This window comes from Sphingomonas ginkgonis, assembly GCF_003970925.1.
GTDB lineage: Bacteria > Pseudomonadota > Alphaproteobacteria > Sphingomonadales > Sphingomonadaceae > Sphingomicrobium > Sphingomicrobium ginkgonis.
The window spans coordinates 2,445,064-2,465,879 of record NZ_RWJF01000001.1 but is presented as its reverse complement, the minus strand read 5'-3'; the positions used below and the strand labels follow the sequence as shown (position 1 = coordinate 2,465,879).

The following is a 20,816-nucleotide window of genomic DNA, read 5'->3' as shown; positions in this document are numbered from 1 at the left end:
GGGGTCAGGCAGGTTATCCGCAGCTTTCCAACAAATTTCAAAGGGAACGATTTCAAATACGAACTGTTCGGTCCGGTGTCGATGTCACCGGAAAAATAACGGGATACGACCATTAGGGGGTTCAGGACATGTCGCCGTTTTCGACCATGCGCCATCTGCTGCTTGCGAGCACCGCAGCAGCCTTGCCGGCCACTGGCCTTGCCGCGCAGGGGACGCCCCCGCCGGCACCGCCGGAGAGCGCGCGGGTGCCTGCCACGGACGCTCCCGATGCGAGCGCGATCGTCGTCACCGGCTCGCGCATCCGCCGCCCCGACTACGCTTCCCCGAACCCGATCGTGTCGCTCGGCAGCGCCGAGCTGCAGCGCTCGGGCGAGACCAACGTCACCACCTTCCTGCAGCGCGTGCCCGCGCTCACCAACTCGCTCGACAGCACCCGCACCGCCGGTCGATCGCAGGCCGACGGCTCGTTCGGCCAGGTCGGGCTCAACCTGCTCGATCTGCGCGGCCTCGGCCCCAACCGGACGCTGGTGCTGGTCAACGGGCGGCGCCACGTCGCGGGCCAGCCGGACACCGCGGCGGTCGACATCAACGCCATCCCGACCGACCTCGTCGAGCGCGTCGACGTGCTGACCGGCGCCGCCTCGGCGATCTACGGCGCGGACGGCGTCTCCGGCGTGGTGAACTTCATTCTCCGCCGCGACTTCAGCGGGATCGCGGCGCGCGGCCAGGCCGGGATCTCGCAGCGCGGCGATGCCGGCAACCGCTTCGGCTCGCTGATCGCCGGGCACAACTTCGCGGACAAGCGCGGCAACATCACCCTGGCCTACGAGTATAGCGCCGAGGACCCGCTCGCCAACGACGACCGCAGTTACCTGCGGCTCGACCGGCGGCAATATTTCGTCAATCTCGACAACTACGATCCGACCGTGCCGGGCAGCTACAAGGTCGGGCCGGTCGGCGACCTGCGCTATCCCTACGGATCGAACCAGGGCTATGTCGTCATCGGCGACCAGGTCTATCGCGGCGATGGCGCGATCTACACGCCCGGCCGCTTCCTCCAGAACGACGGCTATTCGGTCGGCGGCGACGACACGCCGGTTGCCGGCTACATCGGCGACATCTTCCCGCGCACCCGCCGCCACGCAGTCAATCTCCTCTCGCACTATGACCTGTCCGACGCGTTCAAGATCAGCATTGAGGGCAAGTTCGTCCAGACCAAGGTGCGAACCTTCGAAGGATTCGGCGGCGACTATCCGGCGACGATCGCGCTCGACAATCCGTTCATTCCTGCGACCATCCTTGCCGCCGCGCGTGACGCGGGGTTGAGCTCGATCGACATCAGCCGCAACAATTTCGACATCCCCCGCAAGGGCGAGGCCGATCGTCGCCGGACCTGGCGCGGCGTGCTCGACGTGACCGGGCGGATCAGCGACCATGCGAGCTACGACGTGTCCGCGGTCTACGGTCGCACCGACGTCCGCGCGACCAAGCTCAACGACCGGCTCGCCGACCGCTTCACCTTCGCGCTCGACGCAATCCGCGATCCCGCGACCGGGCAGATCGTCTGCCGCTCGGCGGCGGCCCGGGCGGACGGTTGCGTTCCGGTCAACCTGTTCGGCGGGGCGACCGTCAGCCCGGCCTCGTTCGACTACTACCTCAGCGATCCGGCGAGCAACGCGCGGATCACCCAGACGGTGGTGACCGGATCGCTGACCGGCGACTTCGGACAGTTCTTCTCGCTGCCCGGTGGCCCGCTGCAGTTCGCCGCCGGTGCCGAATACCGGCGCGAGACGAGCCGGTTCCGCCCCGCCCAATCGCTGGTCGACAACCTCTTCTACCAGTATGACGAATATATCATCCCGACCCCGAGCAGCGGAAAGTTCGACGTCGGCGAGCTGTTCGGCGAGGTGAATGCGCCGATCCTCCGCAACGTCCGCTTCGCCGACACGCTGTCGGTCGGCGCAGCGGCGCGCTTCTCGCACTACTCGACCGTCGGTAACACCCGCGCCTACCAGTTCAACGGCATCTGGGCGCCGGTTCGGGACCTCAGCTTCCGCGGCTCCTACGGGCGGTCGGTCCGGGCTCCAAACATCGGCGAGATTTTCCGCCCTACGACCGGCACGAGCAACTTCTTCTCCGATCCATGCTATCTCGGCAACCGCGACAACGGCACCCAGTACCGCACCGCCAACTGCCTGGCGTTGATCGGCGGCTTGGGCGGCAACGCGGCGAGCTTCACCGCCGCCAACAATCCCAACGCCAACATCTTCATTCCCGGGACCGTCTCCGGCAATCCGAACCTGCGCGCCGAGGTGGCCCGCACCTGGACCGCCGGCGTCGTGCTCCGGCCGCGCTTCGTGCGCGGGCTCAACGTCGCGCTCGACTGGTACGACATCCGCCTGCGCGACGCGATCAGCCAGCCCGACGCCAACGTCATCGCCAACCTGTGCGTCGACCAGCCGAACCTCGACAATGTCTTCTGCCGGGCGATCAGCCGCGAGCAGGGGACCGGCTTCATCAACGGCTTCACCGTGCAGCCGCAGAATGTCGCCGCGTTCCGCACCGCGGGCCTGGAGCTCAACGCCAGCTATGTGGTGACGACGGCGCGGCTCGGCCGGTTCGACCTGCGGCTGACTGGCGGCTACCTCCATCGGCTAGAGCAGGTGGCGACCCCGGGGGCGGCGGTCGAGAACAATGTCGACACGCTGTTCCGGCCCAAGTGGAACGCCAATTTTTCGCCGACCTGGACCTATGGCGCGCTGACGCTGAGCTACAATCTACGGTGGCAGGACGGGGTGCGGCGGTTCAGCCGGTTCGACACGGACGGCAATCCCAGCTTCGTCGATCCGCGCTACTTCCGCTACAAGGCGCTGTGGCAGCACGACGTGCAGGCGGAGATCGCCACGCCGGGCGGCTATGCCTTCTACGTCGGGGTGAACAATCTCGCCGACCAGAAGCCGGACATCGGGTTCGAGACCAACGTGCCGATCTCGCCGGTTGGCCGCTACGTCTATGCAGGCGCGCGGATCCGTCTGGCCCGCTGACGTCAGTGCTCGGTGAACGAGCGGCGGAGGGAGTCGGTCAGCGGCTCGAAGGCGTAGCGTAGCGCCGTCCGCTTGCGGAGCGGGATCTCGACGCTGACGGGCATCCCGGCGCGCAGCGCGCTGCGGCCGCGCAGCTGCTCGATCTGGCGCAGCTCGCTGAGGGGCACCTCGATGTTGGCGGTGTAGTAGGACTCGCCGTTACGCTCGTCGGTGAAGGCGTCGGCGGAGACGCGCGTGACCCGGCCCTCGAGCGCCGGCAGCGCGCGCTCGTGCAAGGTGAAGAAACGAACGAAGGTCCGCTGGCCGGCGGAGATGTCGTCGGCGTCGCCTGGCGCGACCCGCGCCTCGACGGTGAGCGGCGCGCGGTCAGGAACGATGTCCATCAACTTCTGGCCGGCGCCGATCACGCCGCCCGGGGTGAACACGGTCAGGCCGACCACGGTGCCCGTGGCGGGGGCCCGGATGGCAGCTCGGTTGAGCTGGTCGCGCGCCGCTTCCCACTTGGGCAGCGCATCGGCCAGCGCGTTGTTGACGTCGCGAAGCTCGGCGCCGACCCGGTCCTGGTAGGTGGTGCCGGCGGCGAGGATCTCGAGGCGGCTCTGCCCGGCGAGGCTGGAACTGCTGGCGACGGTCGCGCGACTTTGCGCCAGCTGCCCCTCCAGATCGGCCTTGGCGCGTTCCAGCGCGCGCACCCGGTTGAGCGACACGAACCCTTCCGCCGCGACCTTGCGCAGGCTGTTGAGCTCGTCGTCGAGCAGCTTGATCTGGCGCCGGATGGAGCCGGCACGCTGGTCGTAGCCTGAGCCTTGGCTGGCGGCCTGCGCGACCTGCTGTCCGAGCACCCGCTGCTGCGCGATCAGCACCGAGCGGCGGGTGGCGAGCTGGGTCCGCTGCAGCGCGAGCGCCTGCTCCGCGTCGACCCGGTCGTCACCGCTCAGCCCGTAGAATTGCGGGGGCGGGACGATCATGTTCTGCCCCGATTGCTCGGCCTGCAGGCGGGCACGCTGGGCCAGCAGCGCTATCGCCTGGCCGGCGCGGGCGCGTTCCTCTCCCCTCGTTTCCGCCGCGGCCAGCTGGACGAGCACCTGTCCCTGGCGGACCCGCGAGCCCTCGACCACATGGATGCTGGCGACCACGCCGCCGGTCGGGTGCTGGACGGTCTGGCGCTCCCCCGAGACTGCGAGGCGGCCGGGTGCGATCGCGACGGCGTCGAGGGGGGCCAGCGCTGCCCAGCCGAGGAACAGGACGAAGAAGAGCAGCAGGATGATCAGCCCGGCGCGGATGTCGCCGCCGGGTTCGGCGGCACGGACCGGGTCGGGCGCGGCGAGCAGCGCGGGGCTGCGACGGGAGAGGGTGGGCAGGCTGCCGGTCACTGGGCGGGCTCCCGGCTGGTCACCTGCTGCTGCGGCGGGGCAAGCTTGCGCATCACCTCGTCGCGCGGACCCGACAGGGCCAGCTGTCCGTCGCGGATCACCAGCAGTCGGTCGACCACCGGCAGCATGCTGAGCCGGTGTGCGACGACGAGAATGGTCCGCCCTTGCGCCTTGAGCTGCTCGAGCGTGCGGATGAGCTGCGCGTCGCCTTCGCTGTCGAGGCTCGCATTGGGTTCGTCGAGGATGATGTAGGCGGGGTCGCGGAACAGGGCGCGCGCCAGCGCGATGCGCTGCGCCTGACCGGCGGACAGCCCGCGCCCGCCGAGCTCGATCCGGTGGTCGTAGCCGCCCGGCAGCGCCAGGATCATGTCGTGGGCTCCGGCGAGCCGCGCCGCAGCGACCGTCTGTTCGTCGATCGCGTCGCCGGGCTCTCCCATCCAGCCCTGGAAGCGAGAGATGTTGGCCTTGACCGAGCCGGCGAGCAGCACCGTCTCCTGCGGCATGTAGCCGATGTGGCGAGCCAGCTGCTCGGGGTCCCAGTCCCGCTGCTCGGCGCCGTCGAAGCGGACCTCGCCGGTCGACGGCGTCAGCGCTCCCGCGAGGGCGCGCACCAGCGTCGACTTGCCGGCGCCGCTCGGCCCGACGATCGCCGCGAATTCGCCGGGCTTCAGCTGGAAGCTGATGTTGGCGATGATCAGCTGGCGGTCCGGGGTGGCGATGCCGAGGCCGCGAACGTCGAGACGACCGGTCGGCGCGGGCAGGAGCGTGCGCGACACGTCGAGCGGATTGCCGCCGAGCAGGCGGTCAAGGACGGCGATCGCCCCGCGGGCCTGCACGATGCTGCGCCACCCGCCCACCAGCTGGTCGATCGGCGCCATCGCCCGGCCGACGATGAAGCTCGAGGCGAAGATGGCGCCGGGGCTGATCAGCCCGTCGATGGCCAGCAGCGCGCCGAGACCCAGCGCCGAGGACTGAAGGAAGAGGCGGACGAACTTGGATTCGGCGGCGAGCCGCGCGGAGGCGATCCCGGCGCCGGTCTGCAGCGCCAGCGAGTCGCGCCGTTCCTCGCCATGGCCGCGGACAAGTGCTTCGCGAAGGCCGAGCGCGCGGACCACGTCGGCCGACGCGATCGCCGTGTCGTAGCTGGCGTAGGCGCGGGCGGCGGCGGTGTTGGCCTGCTGCAACGGCTCGCGAGTCTCCTGCTCGTTCCGCCACGCGAGCAGCGCGATCAGCGCGGCGCCGGCGACGGCCAGCATGCCCATCCAGAAATGGATGAGAAAGGCGACCGCGACATAGACCGGGATCCATGGCGCATCGAGCGCGCCGAGCATCGCCGGACCGGTCAGCGCCTGACGCAGCGTGTCGAACTCGCGCATCGCCTGCCGGGCGAGTCGCGGATGGGCGTCACCCTGAAGGAAGGTGGAGCGCATCACTTGGGGCGCGAGTGCTCCGTCGAGACAGGCTCCCGCGCGGACCAGCAGGCGGAATCGCAGCGCATCCAGTCCGGCCAGCGCGAGCAGCGCGCCGATCAGGATCAGGGTGAGGAACAGCAAGGTGGTCTGGCCCTGCGCCGGCACGACGCGGTCATAGACCTGGAGCATGTAGAGCATCGGCGCGATGAAAAGGAGGTTCGCCGCAGCGCTGAACAGGGCGGCGTAGAGGAAGTGGCGCCGACAGGCCTGGAGCGCGGCCTGTACCGTCAAGCTGTTGCGGAACGCGGCCGGCAGGAACAATGGGCGCTCCCCTGATTGCCTGTGCTTGCCGGCGGCGAACGTCACGCAGGGCGGGGCAAGCTGCTCGGTACCGGGGTGAGCGCCGGGGTCCGGCATGTCAACCGATCGTTGGGCCTAGGCCGGCGACGGTGCCGGCGCTGTCTTCAGGCGGCGCGACGCAGTGGCTGAACGGGCTGCTGGCCTTCCGACCGGTGGACGGTGGAAGGCTTGCGCAGCATCGTACGGAGCTGCGGCAACAGGAGGGGGAGGGTGGCTGCGACATAGGCCGCGGTGGCTGCCACGGCCGCCACCAGCCAGGGCACGGGCTGGAGCAGTAGTCGCACCAGCACCATCAGCAAGCCGCCGGCGATGGCCGGCACGAGCGCTCGACCGACATCGGCGGTGCCGAGACCGATCAGGCGGCGGAGCGCCAGCAGATAGGCAATCCGCGAGACGAGCGAGTGGGCGAGCACCGCGAGCGCCGCGCCGGGAAGACCCAGCCAGCGGATCCCGAGCCACAGGCCGGGAACCGCGACGAGAAGGGCGACACCGAGATTGATGCGGAAGTCGACGTCGGGACGTCCGATCCCGCGCAGCACCTCGCCCGGGGTGCCGGCGGAGGCGACCACCATGCTGACGAGGGCGAGCAGCTGGATCGGGACGACGGCGGCGAGCCACTTGGCGGTGAACAGCAGCGGGACGAAGTCGGGCGCGAAGAGGATCAGCACCAACGACACGGGGACGATGGCAAGCGCGAGATAACGGACGGTCCCCAAATAGACGGCGCGGATGTCGGCGCTGCGACCGGCAGCCCGGCTGTAGAATGGAAAGACGGCCTTGCTGACCAGCCAATAGGCCTGCGACCGGAGGGTTTCGGTGAGCAAAAAGGCGATCGAGTAGATGCCGAGCGCATGCGCGCCGATGAGCTTGCCGATCAGCAGATAGTCGAGGTTCTGCTGCAGCGAGATGAGCACCCGCGAGCCGACGATGAAACGGCTGAAGGCGCCGATCTGCGCGAGCAGTCCGAAGTCGATGCGCAGGCGCGGCCGCCATCCGGCGCAGGCGAAGTTGACGAACGACGTGACGGCTGCCGCGAGCAGGGTCTGCGCAACGAGGCTCCACACGCCCGCGCCGGCCAGCGCGAGCAGGACCGCGCCGAGACCGCCGACGAGCATCCCGACGATGTCGGCGATCGCGATCTGCTTGAAGCGCATCGTCCGTGCCAGCCGGGCTTCCGGCACCACCTGCAGGTTCTGGAAGATGACGATGCTGCTCATCGCCAGCGCGACGCCGCCCAGCCGCGGTTCGCCGTAGAACCAGGTCAGCAGCGGCACGCCGAGCAGCGCCATTACCCCGATCATCACCAGCGCGGCGGCGAGCAGCAGCCAGAAGGCGCTGTCGTACAATCGCTTGCTGTGCCCGTCCGACTTTCGCTGGATCAACGACAGTCTGAAGCCCAGGTCGGCGACGATGCGGGTGACGGAGGTGAACACCACCACCATGCTGACGAAACCGAAATGTTCGGGCAGCAGCAGGCGGGCGAGGACCAGCTTGGCGAGGATGCCAGCGCCCTTGCTGACGCTCGTGCCGACCGCGTTCCATCCTACACCGCGGCGGATCAGCCGGGTCTCGGTCGCTAGCGACCGGTCAGTCGAGGGCGGTGTCGGGCGGGTCAATGCGCTCAATATCCGGTGCCGCCGAAGATTACCGGCACGGTCCGCAGCAGGATCATGAGATCGCCGCGGACGCAGCGCGTGCGGACATATTGGCAGTCGAGCTGGACCCGGCGAGGATAGCTGACGTCGTTGCGACCGCTGACCTGCCAGAGGCCGGTGATCCCGGGGTTGATCGAGCTGAACAGCGGGTAGGCGTTGCCGTAGTAGTGGGCCTCGTCAGTGGAGAGCGGGCGCGGGCCGACGATGCTCATCTCGCCGCGCAGCACGTTGATGAGCTGCGGCAGTTCGTCGAGGCTGTAGCGGCGGAGAAAGCCGCCGACCGGCGTGATGCGGGGGTCGTTGCGCAGTTTCCGCTCGCGAATCCACTCCGCCATCAGGGCGGGCGAGGCGATCAGGAGCTCGTTCAGCAGCCGGTCCGCGTCCTGTCGCATGGTGCGGAATTTGAGGCAATGGAACACCTCGCCGTTGCGGCCTAGCCGCTTGTGCCGGAAGACGATCGGTCCGGGATCGGTCAGCCAGACCAGGACGGCGACGCCGAGCATCACCGGCCAGAGCAGCAGCAGGCACGCCGAGGCGATGACCAGGTCGAGCATGCGCTGCCGCAGCCTGGCGCCGTGATCGACGGCAGCGACCGGCTGAGCGTCGAGCGCTTCGACCAGCGGCTCCTCCGCGACGAGCCGGAAGAAGGCGAGGGCGTCCGCTCCGCCATCGGCGGCCGCCCGCACCGGGTCGCGGGCTGGAGCCGGGACAGTGGTCTCTACGGGATAATCGACGCGAGTAGCCATGGCCGATCCTTCTCTCGTTGCCACGGGTCGCCGACGGGCGGTCGACCGGCAGGGAGAGCCGGTCGGCATCGCTCCGCTTGGAGGCGCCGAAGCTGTTTCGAACCCGACTGGTGCCACCCGGATGGAGCACAGGGCGTGACCGCCATGCTTGCGACCGCCAGAAGCCGGATGGTCGAACCGCGCCGCAAAAAATGAGCGTCGCATCCCGGCATGGGAATTCGGTCGCAGGTGCTAAGTCCCTGGGTGTAGACCGTCTGGACGATTGTCCGTCCGGCAACCGGCGCGCAGAAACTCCGTCTTGAGCTGAGGGGTGTGTGCCATGGACCGGCGTCTGCTTCCGCTATTCACCGTCGTTGCTGCGCTGGCGGGCTGCGCCAGCAACAATGTAGGGAGCGGGCTTCCCAGCGGCGCGATGGCCTACGGAGTCATTCCCGCCGCGAGCAGCGCGGTGGCGGCTGCCGACTATCGGATCGGCCCGCTCGACGCGCTCGACATCACCATTCTCCAGGAGCCGGACCTGTCGACCAAGGTCGCGCCGGTCGACGCCGCCGGGAACGTCAACCTGGCGCTCATCGGCGACGTCCGCGCGAGCGGCCGGACGGCCAACGAGCTCGCCCGCGAAATCGCCGCGCGCTACGGCCAGCGTTACCTGCGCAACCCGCAGGTTTCCGTTGTCGTCGCGCGGCCGGTTGCGCAGAAGGTCGCGGTTCAGGGCGAGGTCGTGCAGCCGGGCGTTTATCCCATCGAAGGCCCGACGACCCTGCTCGGCGCCCTGTCGCTGGCCAAGGGGGAGACCCAGCTGGCCGCGCTCAACGACGTGGTGGTGTTCCGCACGGTCGAGGGCCGCCGCGCCGGCGCGGTGTTCGACATCCGGCAGATCCGCAGCGGGCAGGCGCCCGACCCGCAGATCCGCACCGACGACATGATCATCGTCGGCTACTCCGGCGGGCGGCGCGCCTGGCGCGACATCGTCAATTCGATGCCGATCCTCAACATCTTCCGGCCTCTCCCTCTCTAGTCACAGGAGCGTTCGATGCACGGACAGACGCTTGCGCTCACGCCGGGCGACCGGCTTCTCCGGCAGGATGACCTTCGCTTCTTGACCGACCAGGAGGCCGGAGCGTCCGCGGGCGGGATCGACCTCCACGGGGCATGGCTGGCGATCGTTCGCTACCGCTGGATGATGCTGGCGATCGTTCTGGTCGCGCTGGCCGCCGGCGCCGCCTCCATCTGGTTCGCCGAGCCGGTCTACCGGGCACAGGCGACCATCCAGATCGACCCGCAGTCGCCACGCGTGACCGGGGCGGAGGACGTGGTTCCAGACGGCGGCCGGGCCGAGAACGACCGCATGTTGAAGACCCAAGTCGACCTCATCGCCAGCCGCTCGACCGCGCAGAACGTCGCGGCTCGGCTCGGGCTGGACAATGACGAGGCGTTCCTGCGCGAGGCTGGTCTCGCCGAGCAGATGCCGGGCGCGGAGCGCGAGGCGCGAGTGGCCGCGGCGTTGCAGAAGAGCCTGTCGGTCTCCTCCCCGCAGGACACGCGGGTGATCGCCATCGCGGTCGACAGCCGCGACCCGGCCCTCGCCGCGCGGGCCGCCAACAGCTTTGCCGAGACCTTCATCACCGACAGCCTGCAGCGGCGGCTCGACACCTATGCCTATTCGCGCAACTTCCTGCAGGGCCAGCTGGCGGTGACCAAGGCGCGGCTCGAGCGATCCGAGCGCAACCTCGTCGACTATGCGCGGTCCGTCGGGCTCGTCGACGCCGGCACCGCGGCGGGGATCGCCGGGAACAGCAATGGCGAGCGCCGATCCATCACCGCCGCGAGCTTGGTCGAGCTCAACACGGCCCTGTCGCAGGCTCAGGCGGCGCGGATGCAGGCGCAGCAGCGCTGGCAGCAGGCCGTATCGACGCCGCTGATGAGCCTGCCCGACGTGCTCGCCAACCCCGCTATCCAGAACCTCAGCCGCCAGCGGGCCGAGCTGGAGTCGACGCTCCAGCAGGAGCGGCAGCGGCGCCAGGACGATCATCCGGCGATCGTGCAGGCGAAGGCGCAGATCGCCGAGCTCGACCGGCAGATCGCGGTGATCGCCGGTGGGGTCCGCGAGTCCATCGGCAACCAGTATCGCGTCGCCGCCGGGCAGGAGTCTGCCTTGCGCGGCAACGTCGATGCGCTCAAGTCGGCGACCCTCGCCGAGCAAGGATTGGGCGTCCGCTACAACATTCTGCGGCGCGAGGCGGATACCAACCGCAATCTCTACAACACGCTGCTGCAGCGCTACCACGAGATGAGCGCGCAGGCAGCCAACACGGTCAATCCGATCTCGATCATCGACAAAGCCCAGCTGCCGACCGAGCCGGCCTATCCGCGGCCGGCGCTCAACATGGCGCTGGCGGGGCTTGCGGGCGTCGCCCTGGCGCTGGGCGCCGCGCTGACCCGCGCCCGGATGGACGACAAGCTGCACGGGCCGGCGGATGCGGAGCGCGAACTGAACGCGCCGCTGCTCGGGGTCGTCCCCCTGCTTCGCCGCGGCGAGACCCTGGACGAGGCGCTGCTCGATCCGCGCTCCGCGGTCACCGAGGCGCACCACGCCATCTGCCTTGCGCTTGACCCGGTCGCGCGAACCCAGAACCATAGCGTGCTGCTGCTCACCAGCACCTGTCCGGACGAGGGCAAGTCGACCACCGCGCTGAAGCTCGCGACCCACCTCGTGGCGGCGGACCGCCGGGTGCTGGTCATCGATGGCGACATGCGGCGCGGTTCGCTGCACCGGCTGCTCGGCCTGCCGAACGCGTGCGGGTTCGCCAATCTCCTGTCGCTGCAGAACGAGACGAGGCTCGAGCAGGCGGAGCAGTTCTGCGACCGCTACGGGTTCACGGTGCTGACCCGCGGGCGGACGAACGCCAACCCGGCGGCGCTGCTGGCCAACGGACGGCTGTCGACGCTGCTCGGGGAGGCCGCCAAGCGCTTCGATGCGGTGATCATCGACGGTCCACCGGTCCTCGGGCTCGCGGATGCGCCGCGACTCGGCGGCACGGCCGACGCCACCATCTTCGTGGTGGAAGCCAATCGCACCTCGAGCGATCATGCGCGCATTGCGTTGCGGCGCCTGACCGACGCCGGGATCGAGCAGGTCGGGCTGGTCCTGACCAAATATGATTCCGCCAAGGACCGTCACGGCGGCTATGCCGACGGTTACAATTACGGCCACGACGATTTGGAGGGCTTCGACGAGGCGCCGGTGCGGAGCAGGGACGACCAGCTGCAGCTGGCGGACTGATCCGGTGGCGACCGTCTGGCCATTGCAGCGGGACTTCTCGCGTCCGCTAGTCGCCCCCGCCCGGCGAATCCGGCCGGCCCGGGGCGAGGTGCCGGTCATGGGCTGGCTGACCGCGGCGCTGTTCGTCCCGCTGTGGCTGTCTCGGCCGCTCGGCTCGGGCGAGTTCTCGCTCGCCTTCTGCATGCCGCTCCTGCTCGCGGCCTGGGCGCTCACCCGCCCGGCCCCGCGGGGCTGGTTCGCCCACCCGTTGCTGGGCAGACGCCGCGGACTGATCATCGAGGCGGCCGCAGTTGTGAGCGTAGTCGTCCTCGCCTTCCTGTCGATGAGCGTTTCGCCGGCCCCCGCCAGGGCCTTCCGGGTCATCCTGCCGATGATCTACGCTCCCTGCGCGCTGATCCTTCTCTCGCATCTCGCGCCGGCCACTCGGCGCCGGCTCATCGTCGCCATGGCGCTCGCCGGTGTGCTGGTACTCGCGCCGGCCCTGCTGCTGAGCCAGAGCGGCAGCGGGGAAGCGCTGGTGATGCGGGAGTATCGTCTCACCGCCTTCTTCGAGAACGCGAACCAGCTCGGGGTGGTGGTCCTGGCGATCTGGCCGCTGGCGGTCGCGCTGGTGCTGACCGCGCCGACGGCGCGGCTGCGCTTGCTCGCCACCGGCGCGCTGGCGATCCTGGGCGCCGCCATCCTGCTCAGCGGGACCAAGACGGCGATGGCACTGGGCTTCGTGTCGGGGGCGCTGGTCTGGCTATATCACGCCAGCCGCAGCGGCAGCCTCGGCAAGACGCTGGTGACGCTGACGATCGCGCTGTGCCTGATCGTGCTCGCAGTGCCGGTCACGCTCTGGCTGATCAGCATCAGCAGCCCGACCGCCTTCCGCAAGGTCAGCGCCATCCTTGCGAACGGCGTGTGGGAATATCGCAGCATCCAGACGCGCGACGTGATCTGGCAGGAGTCGATCCGGCTCGGGCTCAAGCATCCGCTGCTCGGGACGGGTGCGGGAAGCAAGGTGCTCGGCTATTCCCATTCGCATAACATGAGCCTCGACTATTTCCGCGGCATGGGAATCCTCGGGCTGGTCGCGGCGCTGACGCTGCTGGTGGCGGTCGCGTCGCGCACGGCTGCATTTGTCGCAAGCACCTGGCACAAGGGTGTCGTCGACCGCTCGGCGGACGTCGTCACGGCTGCGATGTACCTGGGCGCGACCTTCTACCTGGTCGGCAACCAGCTGAGCGATTCCTTCTCGCCGACGACTGCCTTCCCGTTCTGGATGCTGTATCTCGGCGCCTATTTCTCGACCCTGAAGCCGCGGGCGGTGGCTGCGCGGGCGCGACTGCGCCGGTCGACCCGGGACTGGAGCCCTCGCGCGAGCCGTTGAGCCTGACAGTACCGAACTTCAGGCCGGCGGGTGTTCGAGACGAAGCAGGTGATCGCGCAGGCGGCGAGCGCGATCTCGAGGCGTGTCGTTGCCGTGACCGCCAATGCGGACCCAATGATCGTGCAAGCCTCGCTCAGCCAGCGCGGTGGTGAGCTCCCGCTGCAGCCGGGCGACTGCGTCCACTCCGCTCGCCCAGACCTGCGGATCGTCGATCCGGTCGGCGTCCTGGAACCGCGACCAGTGCCGGGTCCGGCGCCGGAGTCGCTCCTGCGCGATCGCGGAAGGAGCGTCGACCTGGACGAACAATGTCCGCGCGATCCAGTCGCCCGCTCGCCTGGCGATCGGGTCGAGCGGCGCGACATCGCCGCCGTGCTGGACCCTGGCCGTCCATAGCGACTGGACGATCCCCTGGTCCGCGATCAGCAGGCCATGCCGATGGCGACGCAGCTGCATCGCGAGCACGGACAGGTAGTTCCACCGCGTCTTCAGCCGGTCGCGCCATGAGCCATGACCGCTCGTCAGGGATGCCGTGCCGAGCGCGGCCAGGCCGGGTCGGCGAGCGAATGTGGCTAGCAGCTGCGCGAGGCGGCGCAGCGATCGGCGGGCAAAGCCTTGTTCGTCGCCCATCAGCTCGCGACTGAACCGGATCGAGCCGCGGTCGTGGCGCAGCAGGGAACGGAGTTCGCGGGCGATCGCGGTCTTGCCGGCGGCGGGCAGGCCGAAGAACTCGATGGCCGTGACGGGGGTTGCGGCTGGTGCGTCCTGCGACCGCTTCGCGCCGGCGTAGGCGCGGTCGATCCGCTCGCCCATCATCTCCTCGCGCCAGGAGGAGACGTCGGTACGGCGCGCGCCGCCCTGGAGACGCGCGAGCTGTCCGGGAGAGTCGAGCAGGGCGAACAGCCTGGTGGCGAGATCGGCGAGGTCGTCCGCGTCGGCGACGAGGCCGTTGACGCCGTCCTCGATGATTTCCTCGATCCCGGGAAGCCGCGCAACAAGCAGCGGCTTTCCGCCGGCGATCGCCTGCACTGCCGAGCGCGGGAGGCCTTCGCGCTCGGCGGCGTGGACGCACAGGTCCGCCATGGCGACCAGCTCCCACGGCGCCGGATCATGCCCGAGGCAGCGCACCTGACGGGCGAGCCCAAGCGCCTGGATCTCCGCTTCGCAGCGAGCGCGTTCCGGTCCGTCGCCGGCGAGCAGCAGGCAAACGTCGGGCCGCTCCCGCAGCCCGGCGGCGAGCGCCTGCACCAGCGGCACCTGCCGCTTCCGCTTCTCGAAGGAGGCGAGCTTGAGGAGGAAGCGGGGGCGGACCGCTCCGTCCCAGCCGCCGATCCGGGCATGCCAGTCGCCGGGCGGCGCCGCGGCGACAAAGCGCTCCAGCGGCATGCCGCTATGAACGACGGGGATCGCGACACCATCGCCGATGCGGGCGTCCAGATAGGCGCGCTGCATCCCGCCGCTCACGGCGATCAGCAGATGGCTGAGGCGCGCGCACAATCGCTCCGCCGCGACGTAGAAGCACCGCGTGACGGGTCCGACCGCAAGGAAGGGTGCGATGTGGATGGTGTGGACGATCAGCGGCACGCCGGCGCTGGCGGCAGCGAGGCGGCCGACGATCCCGGCCTTGCTGCCATGGGTGTGCACGACGTCCGGCCGGAGCCGGCGATAGATCGAGTGGAGCGCCAGGGTCGCACGGAGATCGGCCAGGGGATCGATCGGATGGACGAGCGCGTCGCAGCCGAGAAAGTCGATCTGGGCGCCGTAGCGCTCGGCCCAGCTCGGCTCCGCTCCGGGGCCGTGGATCAGCGTCACCCGATCTCCGCACCTCGCCTGGTGGAGGCAGGTCGCCATCGTGTTTTCCTCGGCGCCGGCGAGCAGCAACCGGGTGATGACGTGGACGATCCGGCGCGGACGGTTCTCGCCGCGTGGCCATGGGACCAGCGCTTCACCCAGCGCCGTTTCGTTCCACCGGAGAGGCTCCGGTTTCCGCTGAAAGCCCATCGGGCTCTCCCTTCTAGAGCTGTTGGCCTAGGCCGGGGTGGGCGCGGACACGGGCGCGCGCAGCGCCGCCATCACGCCGAGGCGGCTGTGTACGCCGAGTGCGCGAAACGCCGCGTGGATGTGGACCTTGACCGTGCTCGGGGAAATGCCGAGCTGGCGGGCGATCACCTTGTTGGCATGACCTTCCGACAACAGGCGGATGACCTGCTTCTGCCGCCCGGTCAGCGCGGCGAGGGCATGCGGCTCCGGTCCGCCGTCTTCCTCGCTGCTGTGGGACTGTCGATGGACCAGGGAATCCGGCACGAAGACCCCGGCGTCGGCGACGACGCGGAGGGCCTGCAGCAGTTCGCTGCAGTCACCGATCTGCTTCGGGATGAAGCCGTGCGCGCCCGCCGCGAGCACCGCCAGCGCCTCGTGCGAGTCCGTTCGCTCGGACAGGACCGCGATGCGCAGCCGCGGCCGCAGCCGGCGCAGCTCGCGGATGGAAGCAAGTCCCGCCGCGCCCGGCAGCGCGAGATCCATGATCAACAGGTCAAAGCGCAAGTCGAGCGATAACAAGCGAAGCATATTGCTGTAGTCGAAGGTGCGATGGACCTGCTGGAACCCAAGTCCCTTCTGCAATACTGCCGCGAGGCCAGCGTTGAAGAAGTCCTGCCCCTCCGCGACGACTGCGACCGACTGGCTTGCGACCATAGAGTGCCGAGCGGCTGCCCCCTTTCGCCATCGTTAATATTGTTAACTTATGCCAAGGTTACAGAAAAATGTCTACGCCTCGTTGGCGGAAAAGAGCGGTTTATGAAGATGTAGGCACAAAGGCATAGGTGCGCTCGGGCCGGGGTTCGGCTACTGCCGAACAGGCCTTTCGATGCGGGTAGTCCTGTTGTCGCATCGTCCCGTTCATGGCGTCTCGGCGACGGGCGGCGGGCGTTGGCTGCCCAGGCACGAAAGGGTCGGGCTTGGCTCCGGAGCAGCTCATCATCGCGCACGAGGACCCACTCGCAAGGGGGTTCCTTCGCGGGCTGGTGGAGCGTCTGCATGCTTGTTCGCTTTCCCCGCCCGATCGGTCGGAAGCGGACGAGTTCGAAGCGCTCCTGGCTATGCTGCGGGAACGACCCGGGACCCGCCTCGCGCTGATCGATCTCGACCTGCCGGGAATGAGCCGCGATGTCGGGCTGCGCTACCTCGCCGCGCATTTCCATGGCCTGCGTATCGCGGTCCTGTTCAGCGCGATCGAGGGAGGCGAGCTCGAGCAGCTGGCGAGCAGCGGCGTTGCCGCCTTGATCCCCAAGCAGGAGCACGAGACAGTCCTCTTCGAGAGCCTCCAGCGCTTCATCACCGGCGCCGCCTTCGTGTCGCTCGCGCCCCCGCCCGCCGCCGAGCCGGCGCCGCGAGCCACCCAATTGTCGTTCCTCGACCACGAACTAACCAGCCGCCAGCGCGAGGTGCTGCGGCTGCTGTCGATGGGGCGCTCCAACCGCCAGATCGCGCGCCAGCTCGGCATCGCCGAGGGCACGGTGAAGGTTCACGTCAACGCCGCCTTCCGGGTGCTCGGCGTGCACAACCGGGTCAGCGCAGCAATGGCGCTGCGCGACTATTTCGATAGTCCAGAGGCGCCGCCGGCCTGATGAAGCGCTCAGGTCTTGAGCAGCAGGAAGAAGGCGTATTCGGTGCCGTCCCAGCGGCGTTCGACCATCCGCATGGCGTACAGCTTGAGGCCGCACTCGGCGAACATGTCGTGGACCAGCGCCTTGGGATGGCTGACGAGCCCGCGGCGGGTGGCGCGATAGCGAGAGAGTCCGGAGCGAAGCATCAGCCGCCGCAACAGGTCGGCACCCCCGCCCCCTAGGTGATCGAGCGGAGGAAGGTAGCGCACGCCTACCAGGAGCTTGTCGCGGGTCACGCGCGTCAGTTCGCGCATGACCTGGCCGAAGCCCTGCCCGTCGATCCAGTTGAGGAACCGGAGACAGATGACGACATCGAACCTGTTGTCGGGGAACGGCAGGGCGCGGATGTCGCCCTGGCGCAGGTCGATGGCGGCGCCGAGGCGTTCCGCGGTCGTGCGCGCTTGCTGCAGCATGTCGGCCGAGATGTCGATGCCGTGCGCATCGAACTCGCGCGCGGTGGTATAGGCGAGCGAACGCCCGGTCCCCACCGGCGCGTCGAGCGAGCAGGCGCCGCGCGGGACATATTGGAGCAGCTGCGCCAGCGCTCGGTTCTCCGAGCGCCACTTGGCGTCAGTCCGCCGCTCGACGTAGCTCGTCGCGACATTCCCGAAATAGACGGTGGAGAGTTGTTCGAAATCCATTCGCTTGGCCTTCCGTCGGAGATTACGCGAACCTTTGTGCCTTCCGCCCTGAGCGCCACTCCAGGCTGATCGCGTCGTCCGTGGGAACGGCGCGATCGTCTCAGGTGAACCAGTCGCCGCCGAGGTGAATCTCGAACAGCCGTCCGTCGTTCACCTGATCGTTGCCGTAATCGGCGACGTAGAGGCTGAGCGCGGTCCCGTCATTCGGGTCGCTGCTCGGCGCCAGTTCGAAGCCCTTGAGCTTGGGACGCGGGCTGTAGGCGGTGAGGGTGGTCAGCGTCTGCAGGATGTCGCCGTCGTGGTTAAGTACCCAGATGTTGGCGGAGACGCCCGAGCCGACGAAGAAGACGTCGTGCTTGGAGTCGTAGGCCAGTGCCTCGGCGTCGGTCATCACCGACGGCAGCTTGATCGAGTCGACGAACTGACCCTGGTCGGTCAGCTCGATGATCTGCTTCATCAGCCCGTCGAGGATGTAAATGTGCCCGGTCAACGGGTCGAACTTCAGATCCTCGGTGTCGAGGAATCCGAGACGACCCGTATCGAAGAAGCCGAGCTTGACCGACGGGTTGGAGACGGCGGTCCAGAACACCCCGGCCTTGTCGTCGTCGGCGATGTAGAGGAAGTCATTGGCGGCATTGTAGGCGAGGCCGGTCGGCTCCTTCGTGTAGCTGGCCAGACTGAAGTTGCCGACATAGGTGCCGTCGGTCTTCACCGAGAAGAGATTGGTGGGCGAGAAGAAGGGCGACTCGTCATGCTCGGAATCGCCGATCAGCAGTCCGCCCAGACTCGGAACGTAGGCGATGGCCGACGGGTCGCTGATCCCGTAGGTGCCGCCGGACCCGTCCTGGTAGACGGTGCCGTCGGCCAGGTTGTGCACGGCCGCCACGCTTGCCGCGATCGGGGTGAAGGTGGCGACGCTGACGTCGTCGTCGCGGATCCGGCCGAGGCCGACGCCCACGTCGACCCGCGCGTTGGTGGCCGAAAGGATCTGCGCGACCATCGTCTCGGGCCGCTCGGCAGTGCCGTCGTTCACCAGGCTCAAGGTGAAGGTCTTGAGCGTCTCGCCGGGTGCGAAGGTCAGCGTCTGGAGCTTCGAGGTGAAGTCGGTGCCGGGCAGTGCGGTGTGCCCGGCGGTTCCAAGCGTCACGTCGACCGCTTGGCTCGAAGACTGGCTGAGCGATACGTTGAAGACGATGCTGCCGGCGTTCTCCACTGCCGTCGCGGCGCTGAGCGAGACCGCGGGAAGCGAAGCGGGAACGGTACCTGCCTGCGTGTAGGTGACGCTCAGGAACGGCTTGGTCGCTCCCTGTGCCGAGGTGAAGTCCCAGCCGTCGATCCCCGCGGCCTTGAACAGCCAGCCGAGATTGGCGGCGTTCTGACCGCTCGCAGTGCTCGCGGCGGCGTTCCAGGCTTGGAGGCTGCTGGTCACATCGAAGACGCGGCTGCCAAGCGCGACGGCCCCGGTGGTGACCCCGCCGGCCGTGGTCGCCTCGACCCCGTCGAGCTGGACTCCGCCGCCCAGGCTCGACCAGGTCGATGCGGCGCTCCAGGGCGCCAGCATGCGGTCGATCGATCCGCCGGTGGCCGACGCCTCGGTCACCTCGAGGCGGAGCGTCGCGGAAACGATCGTCGCGCCGAGCGGGATCTGGCCGACGGCGGTGCCGAACAGATTGTCGAAGCGGAGCAGCGGCTGGAACTCCTTCCCGGTCTCCAGCGCCGAGTGCGACATGATCGCGTCGCCGTAGTAGGTCGTCGCGCGGCTCTCGCGCAGCGTGGTGTCGACCGTGCCGGTGTAGCCGTTGCTGCCCTGGCGGAAGGTGACTGTCACCGCGCTCGGGCCCGTGCTGGCGGGCGCGACCGTGACCGACACATTGCCGTTGGCCGTGCCGCCAGCGCCGTCCGCGGCCGTGTAGGTGAAGGCGTCGCCCCCCGAGTAGCCGGCGGCGGGGGTGTACAGGACCTTCCCGTTCTGGATCTGCACCGTTCCGTGCCCGGCGCTGCCGACGGCGGCGATGGTGAGGGTGTCGTTATTGGGGTCGCTGTCGTTCGCGAGCACGTCGATCAGCACCGGCGTGTCGGCCGCGGTGCTCGCGCTGTCGGGATTGGCGGTTGGCGGCGCGTTGACCCCGGCGATGGCGATGCTGACCGGGGCGGGCGCGGAGGTCAGTGCGCCGTCGCTGGCAGTGAAGCTAAAGGATGCGGCACCGCTGAAGTTCTGCGCAGGGGTGAAGCTGTAGTTGCCGCTGGTGGGGTCGATCGTCACCGATCCGCCCACTGCGGAGTTGGCGACCAGCGCGTAGGTGAGCGTGGGACTGTCGACGTCGGTGGCATGGACCTGCCCGGTGACCGGCGGTCCGTTCTGCGTTCCCGACGCGGTACCGGCCACGCCGACCGGCGCATCGTTGACCGAGGTCACGGTGATCGAGGCGGAGCCCTGCGCGTCCGAGTAGGCGGTCTGGCCCCCGGTGGCCGGCAGCGAGACCTTCGTCCCGGCCGTACCGCTGCTCTGGTCCCAGGCGCGGAAGGTGAAGCTCGCGTTGGTGCCGCTGATGGCATTCGGGACGAAGCGGACGAAGTCGGTCGAGCGGAGGAGCAGCGCGCCGCTGCCCGAGACGCTTCCGATCGTCGACCAGCTCGTCCCGCCGTTCAGCGAATATTGCCACTCGCCATTTCCGGACGCCAGACCGGTCACGGCAATCCCGCGCAGCGCGCCGCTGTCCACGTCGGTGGACCCGAGGAAGCTCGAGACGGCTTGGCCGGCGTTCCCGGTCGCGTCCTCATTGATCGTCTTGAGCGTCGCCGCAAGCGAGGTAAGCACCGGAGCGTCGTTGACTCCGGTGACGGTGAACTTGAGGTCGGACCCGGCAGACCCGCCGCTGCCCGACGCGGTGTAGTTGAAATAATCGTTGACGATGGTCCCCGCCGCCAGCCGCTCCGCACGGTCGCTCGAGGCGGTGTAGGAGTAGCTGCCGTCGGCGAAGATGGTGAGAGCGCCGTAGGTGCCCTGGATGGTGGTGCCGGTTCCGCTCACCGGCATGCTCGCACCGGTCCCGAACTGGATGGTGTTGACCTGGGTGAGCTGGGAATCGTTGAGCAACGCATTGCCGGATACGCTGCCGTTCTCGAGAAGCGCGTTGGCGTCGCGCCGAGCTTTGATAGGCATGGGAAACAACCCTCCTGGCCCCGACTTCCGATCTTCGCGCAGATGGCGGCGGACGCGGTGTTCGGGACCCGGCAGAAGTCCGGGACAGGCCGGGGCAAGTCAAAC

General features: G+C 68.8%; 13 protein-coding genes. 5 read left to right on the top strand and 8 right to left on the bottom strand.

Going from position 1 to position 20,816, the window contains the following annotated elements; all coding sequences use genetic code 11:
- Positions 1-128 precede the first annotated feature (128 nt).
- Positions 129-3,044, top strand: a complete 2,916-nt coding sequence (locus HMF7854_RS11820) for a TonB-dependent receptor plug domain-containing protein (RefSeq protein WP_239016957.1) — start codon at positions 129-131, stop codon at positions 3,042-3,044.
- Between the two features lie 2 nt (positions 3,045-3,046).
- Here the strand turns inward: HMF7854_RS11820 and HMF7854_RS11815 are convergent, their stop codons facing one another.
- From HMF7854_RS11815 to HMF7854_RS11800, 4 genes are all read right to left on the bottom strand, one after another.
- The gene (locus HMF7854_RS11815) at positions 3,047-4,417 is read right to left on the bottom strand and encodes an HlyD family type I secretion periplasmic adaptor subunit (protein WP_239016956.1); all 1,371 of its coding nucleotides are present in this window, start codon (positions 4,415-4,417) and stop codon (positions 3,047-3,049) included.
- Positions 4,414-6,195 (bottom strand): type I secretion system permease/ATPase, encoded by a 1,782-nt coding sequence (locus HMF7854_RS11810; RefSeq protein ID WP_239016955.1) that lies wholly within the window; start codon positions 6,193-6,195, stop codon positions 4,414-4,416. Before HMF7854_RS11810 ends, HMF7854_RS11815 begins: the two co-directional genes overlap by 4 nt.
- Positions 6,196-6,293: 98 nt before the next feature.
- Complete coding sequence (locus HMF7854_RS11805) at positions 6,294-7,814, bottom strand: lipopolysaccharide biosynthesis protein (RefSeq protein WP_126719275.1); 1,521 nt, start codon at positions 7,812-7,814, stop codon at positions 6,294-6,296.
- Entirely contained in the window at positions 7,811-8,590 is a 780-nt protein-coding gene (locus HMF7854_RS11800; protein ID WP_239016954.1) for a sugar transferase, read from the bottom strand. The genes HMF7854_RS11805 and HMF7854_RS11800 overlap by 4 nt, the downstream gene beginning before the upstream one ends.
- Positions 8,591-8,909: 319 nt before the next feature.
- Between HMF7854_RS11800 and HMF7854_RS11795 the strand changes: the two genes are divergently transcribed.
- The 3 genes from HMF7854_RS11795 (at position 8,910) to HMF7854_RS11785 (ending at position 13,245) form a co-directional block, all read left to right on the top strand.
- Positions 8,910-9,608 carry a polysaccharide biosynthesis/export family protein gene (locus tag HMF7854_RS11795; RefSeq protein ID WP_126719274.1) on the top strand — a complete coding sequence of 233 codons (699 nt, stop codon included), beginning with the start codon at positions 8,910-8,912 and terminating at the stop codon, positions 9,606-9,608.
- A 15-nt stretch (positions 9,609-9,623) separates the two neighbouring features.
- Positions 9,624-11,873, top strand: coding sequence for a GumC family protein (locus HMF7854_RS11790; RefSeq protein ID WP_126719273.1), 2,250 nt, complete (start codon positions 9,624-9,626; stop codon positions 11,871-11,873).
- 97 nt (positions 11,874-11,970) lie between these two features.
- The gene (locus tag HMF7854_RS11785) at positions 11,971-13,245 is read left to right on the top strand and encodes an O-antigen ligase family protein (protein ID WP_126719272.1); all 1,275 of its coding nucleotides are present in this window, start codon (positions 11,971-11,973) and stop codon (positions 13,243-13,245) included.
- An 18-nt stretch (positions 13,246-13,263) separates the two neighbouring features.
- Here the strand turns inward: HMF7854_RS11785 and HMF7854_RS11780 are convergent, their stop codons facing one another.
- On the bottom strand, positions 13,264-15,243 hold the full coding sequence (locus HMF7854_RS11780) for a glycosyltransferase (protein WP_126719271.1): 1,980 nt from the start codon (positions 15,241-15,243) through the stop codon (positions 13,264-13,266).
- A 27-nt stretch (positions 15,244-15,270) separates the two neighbouring features.
- Entirely contained in the window at positions 15,271-15,936 is a 666-nt protein-coding gene (locus HMF7854_RS11775; RefSeq protein WP_126719270.1) for a LuxR C-terminal-related transcriptional regulator, read from the bottom strand.
- A gap of 404 nt (positions 15,937-16,340) precedes the next feature.
- On the opposite strand from HMF7854_RS11775, the gene HMF7854_RS11770 reads away from it, so the two are divergent.
- Positions 16,341-16,868, top strand: coding sequence for a response regulator transcription factor (locus HMF7854_RS11770; protein WP_185829264.1), 528 nt, complete (start codon positions 16,341-16,343; stop codon positions 16,866-16,868).
- Positions 16,869-16,876: 8 nt separating this feature from the next.
- On the opposite strand, the gene HMF7854_RS11765 is transcribed toward HMF7854_RS11770, so the two are convergent.
- Entirely contained in the window at positions 16,877-17,548 is a 672-nt protein-coding gene (locus HMF7854_RS11765; protein WP_126719268.1) for a class I SAM-dependent methyltransferase, read from the bottom strand.
- 100 nt (positions 17,549-17,648) lie between these two features.
- A complete protein-coding gene (locus HMF7854_RS11760) occupies positions 17,649-20,711 on the bottom strand; it encodes an Ig-like domain-containing protein (protein WP_126719267.1) in 3,063 nt (1,020 codons plus the stop codon).
- Positions 20,712-20,816 lie beyond the last annotated feature (105 nt).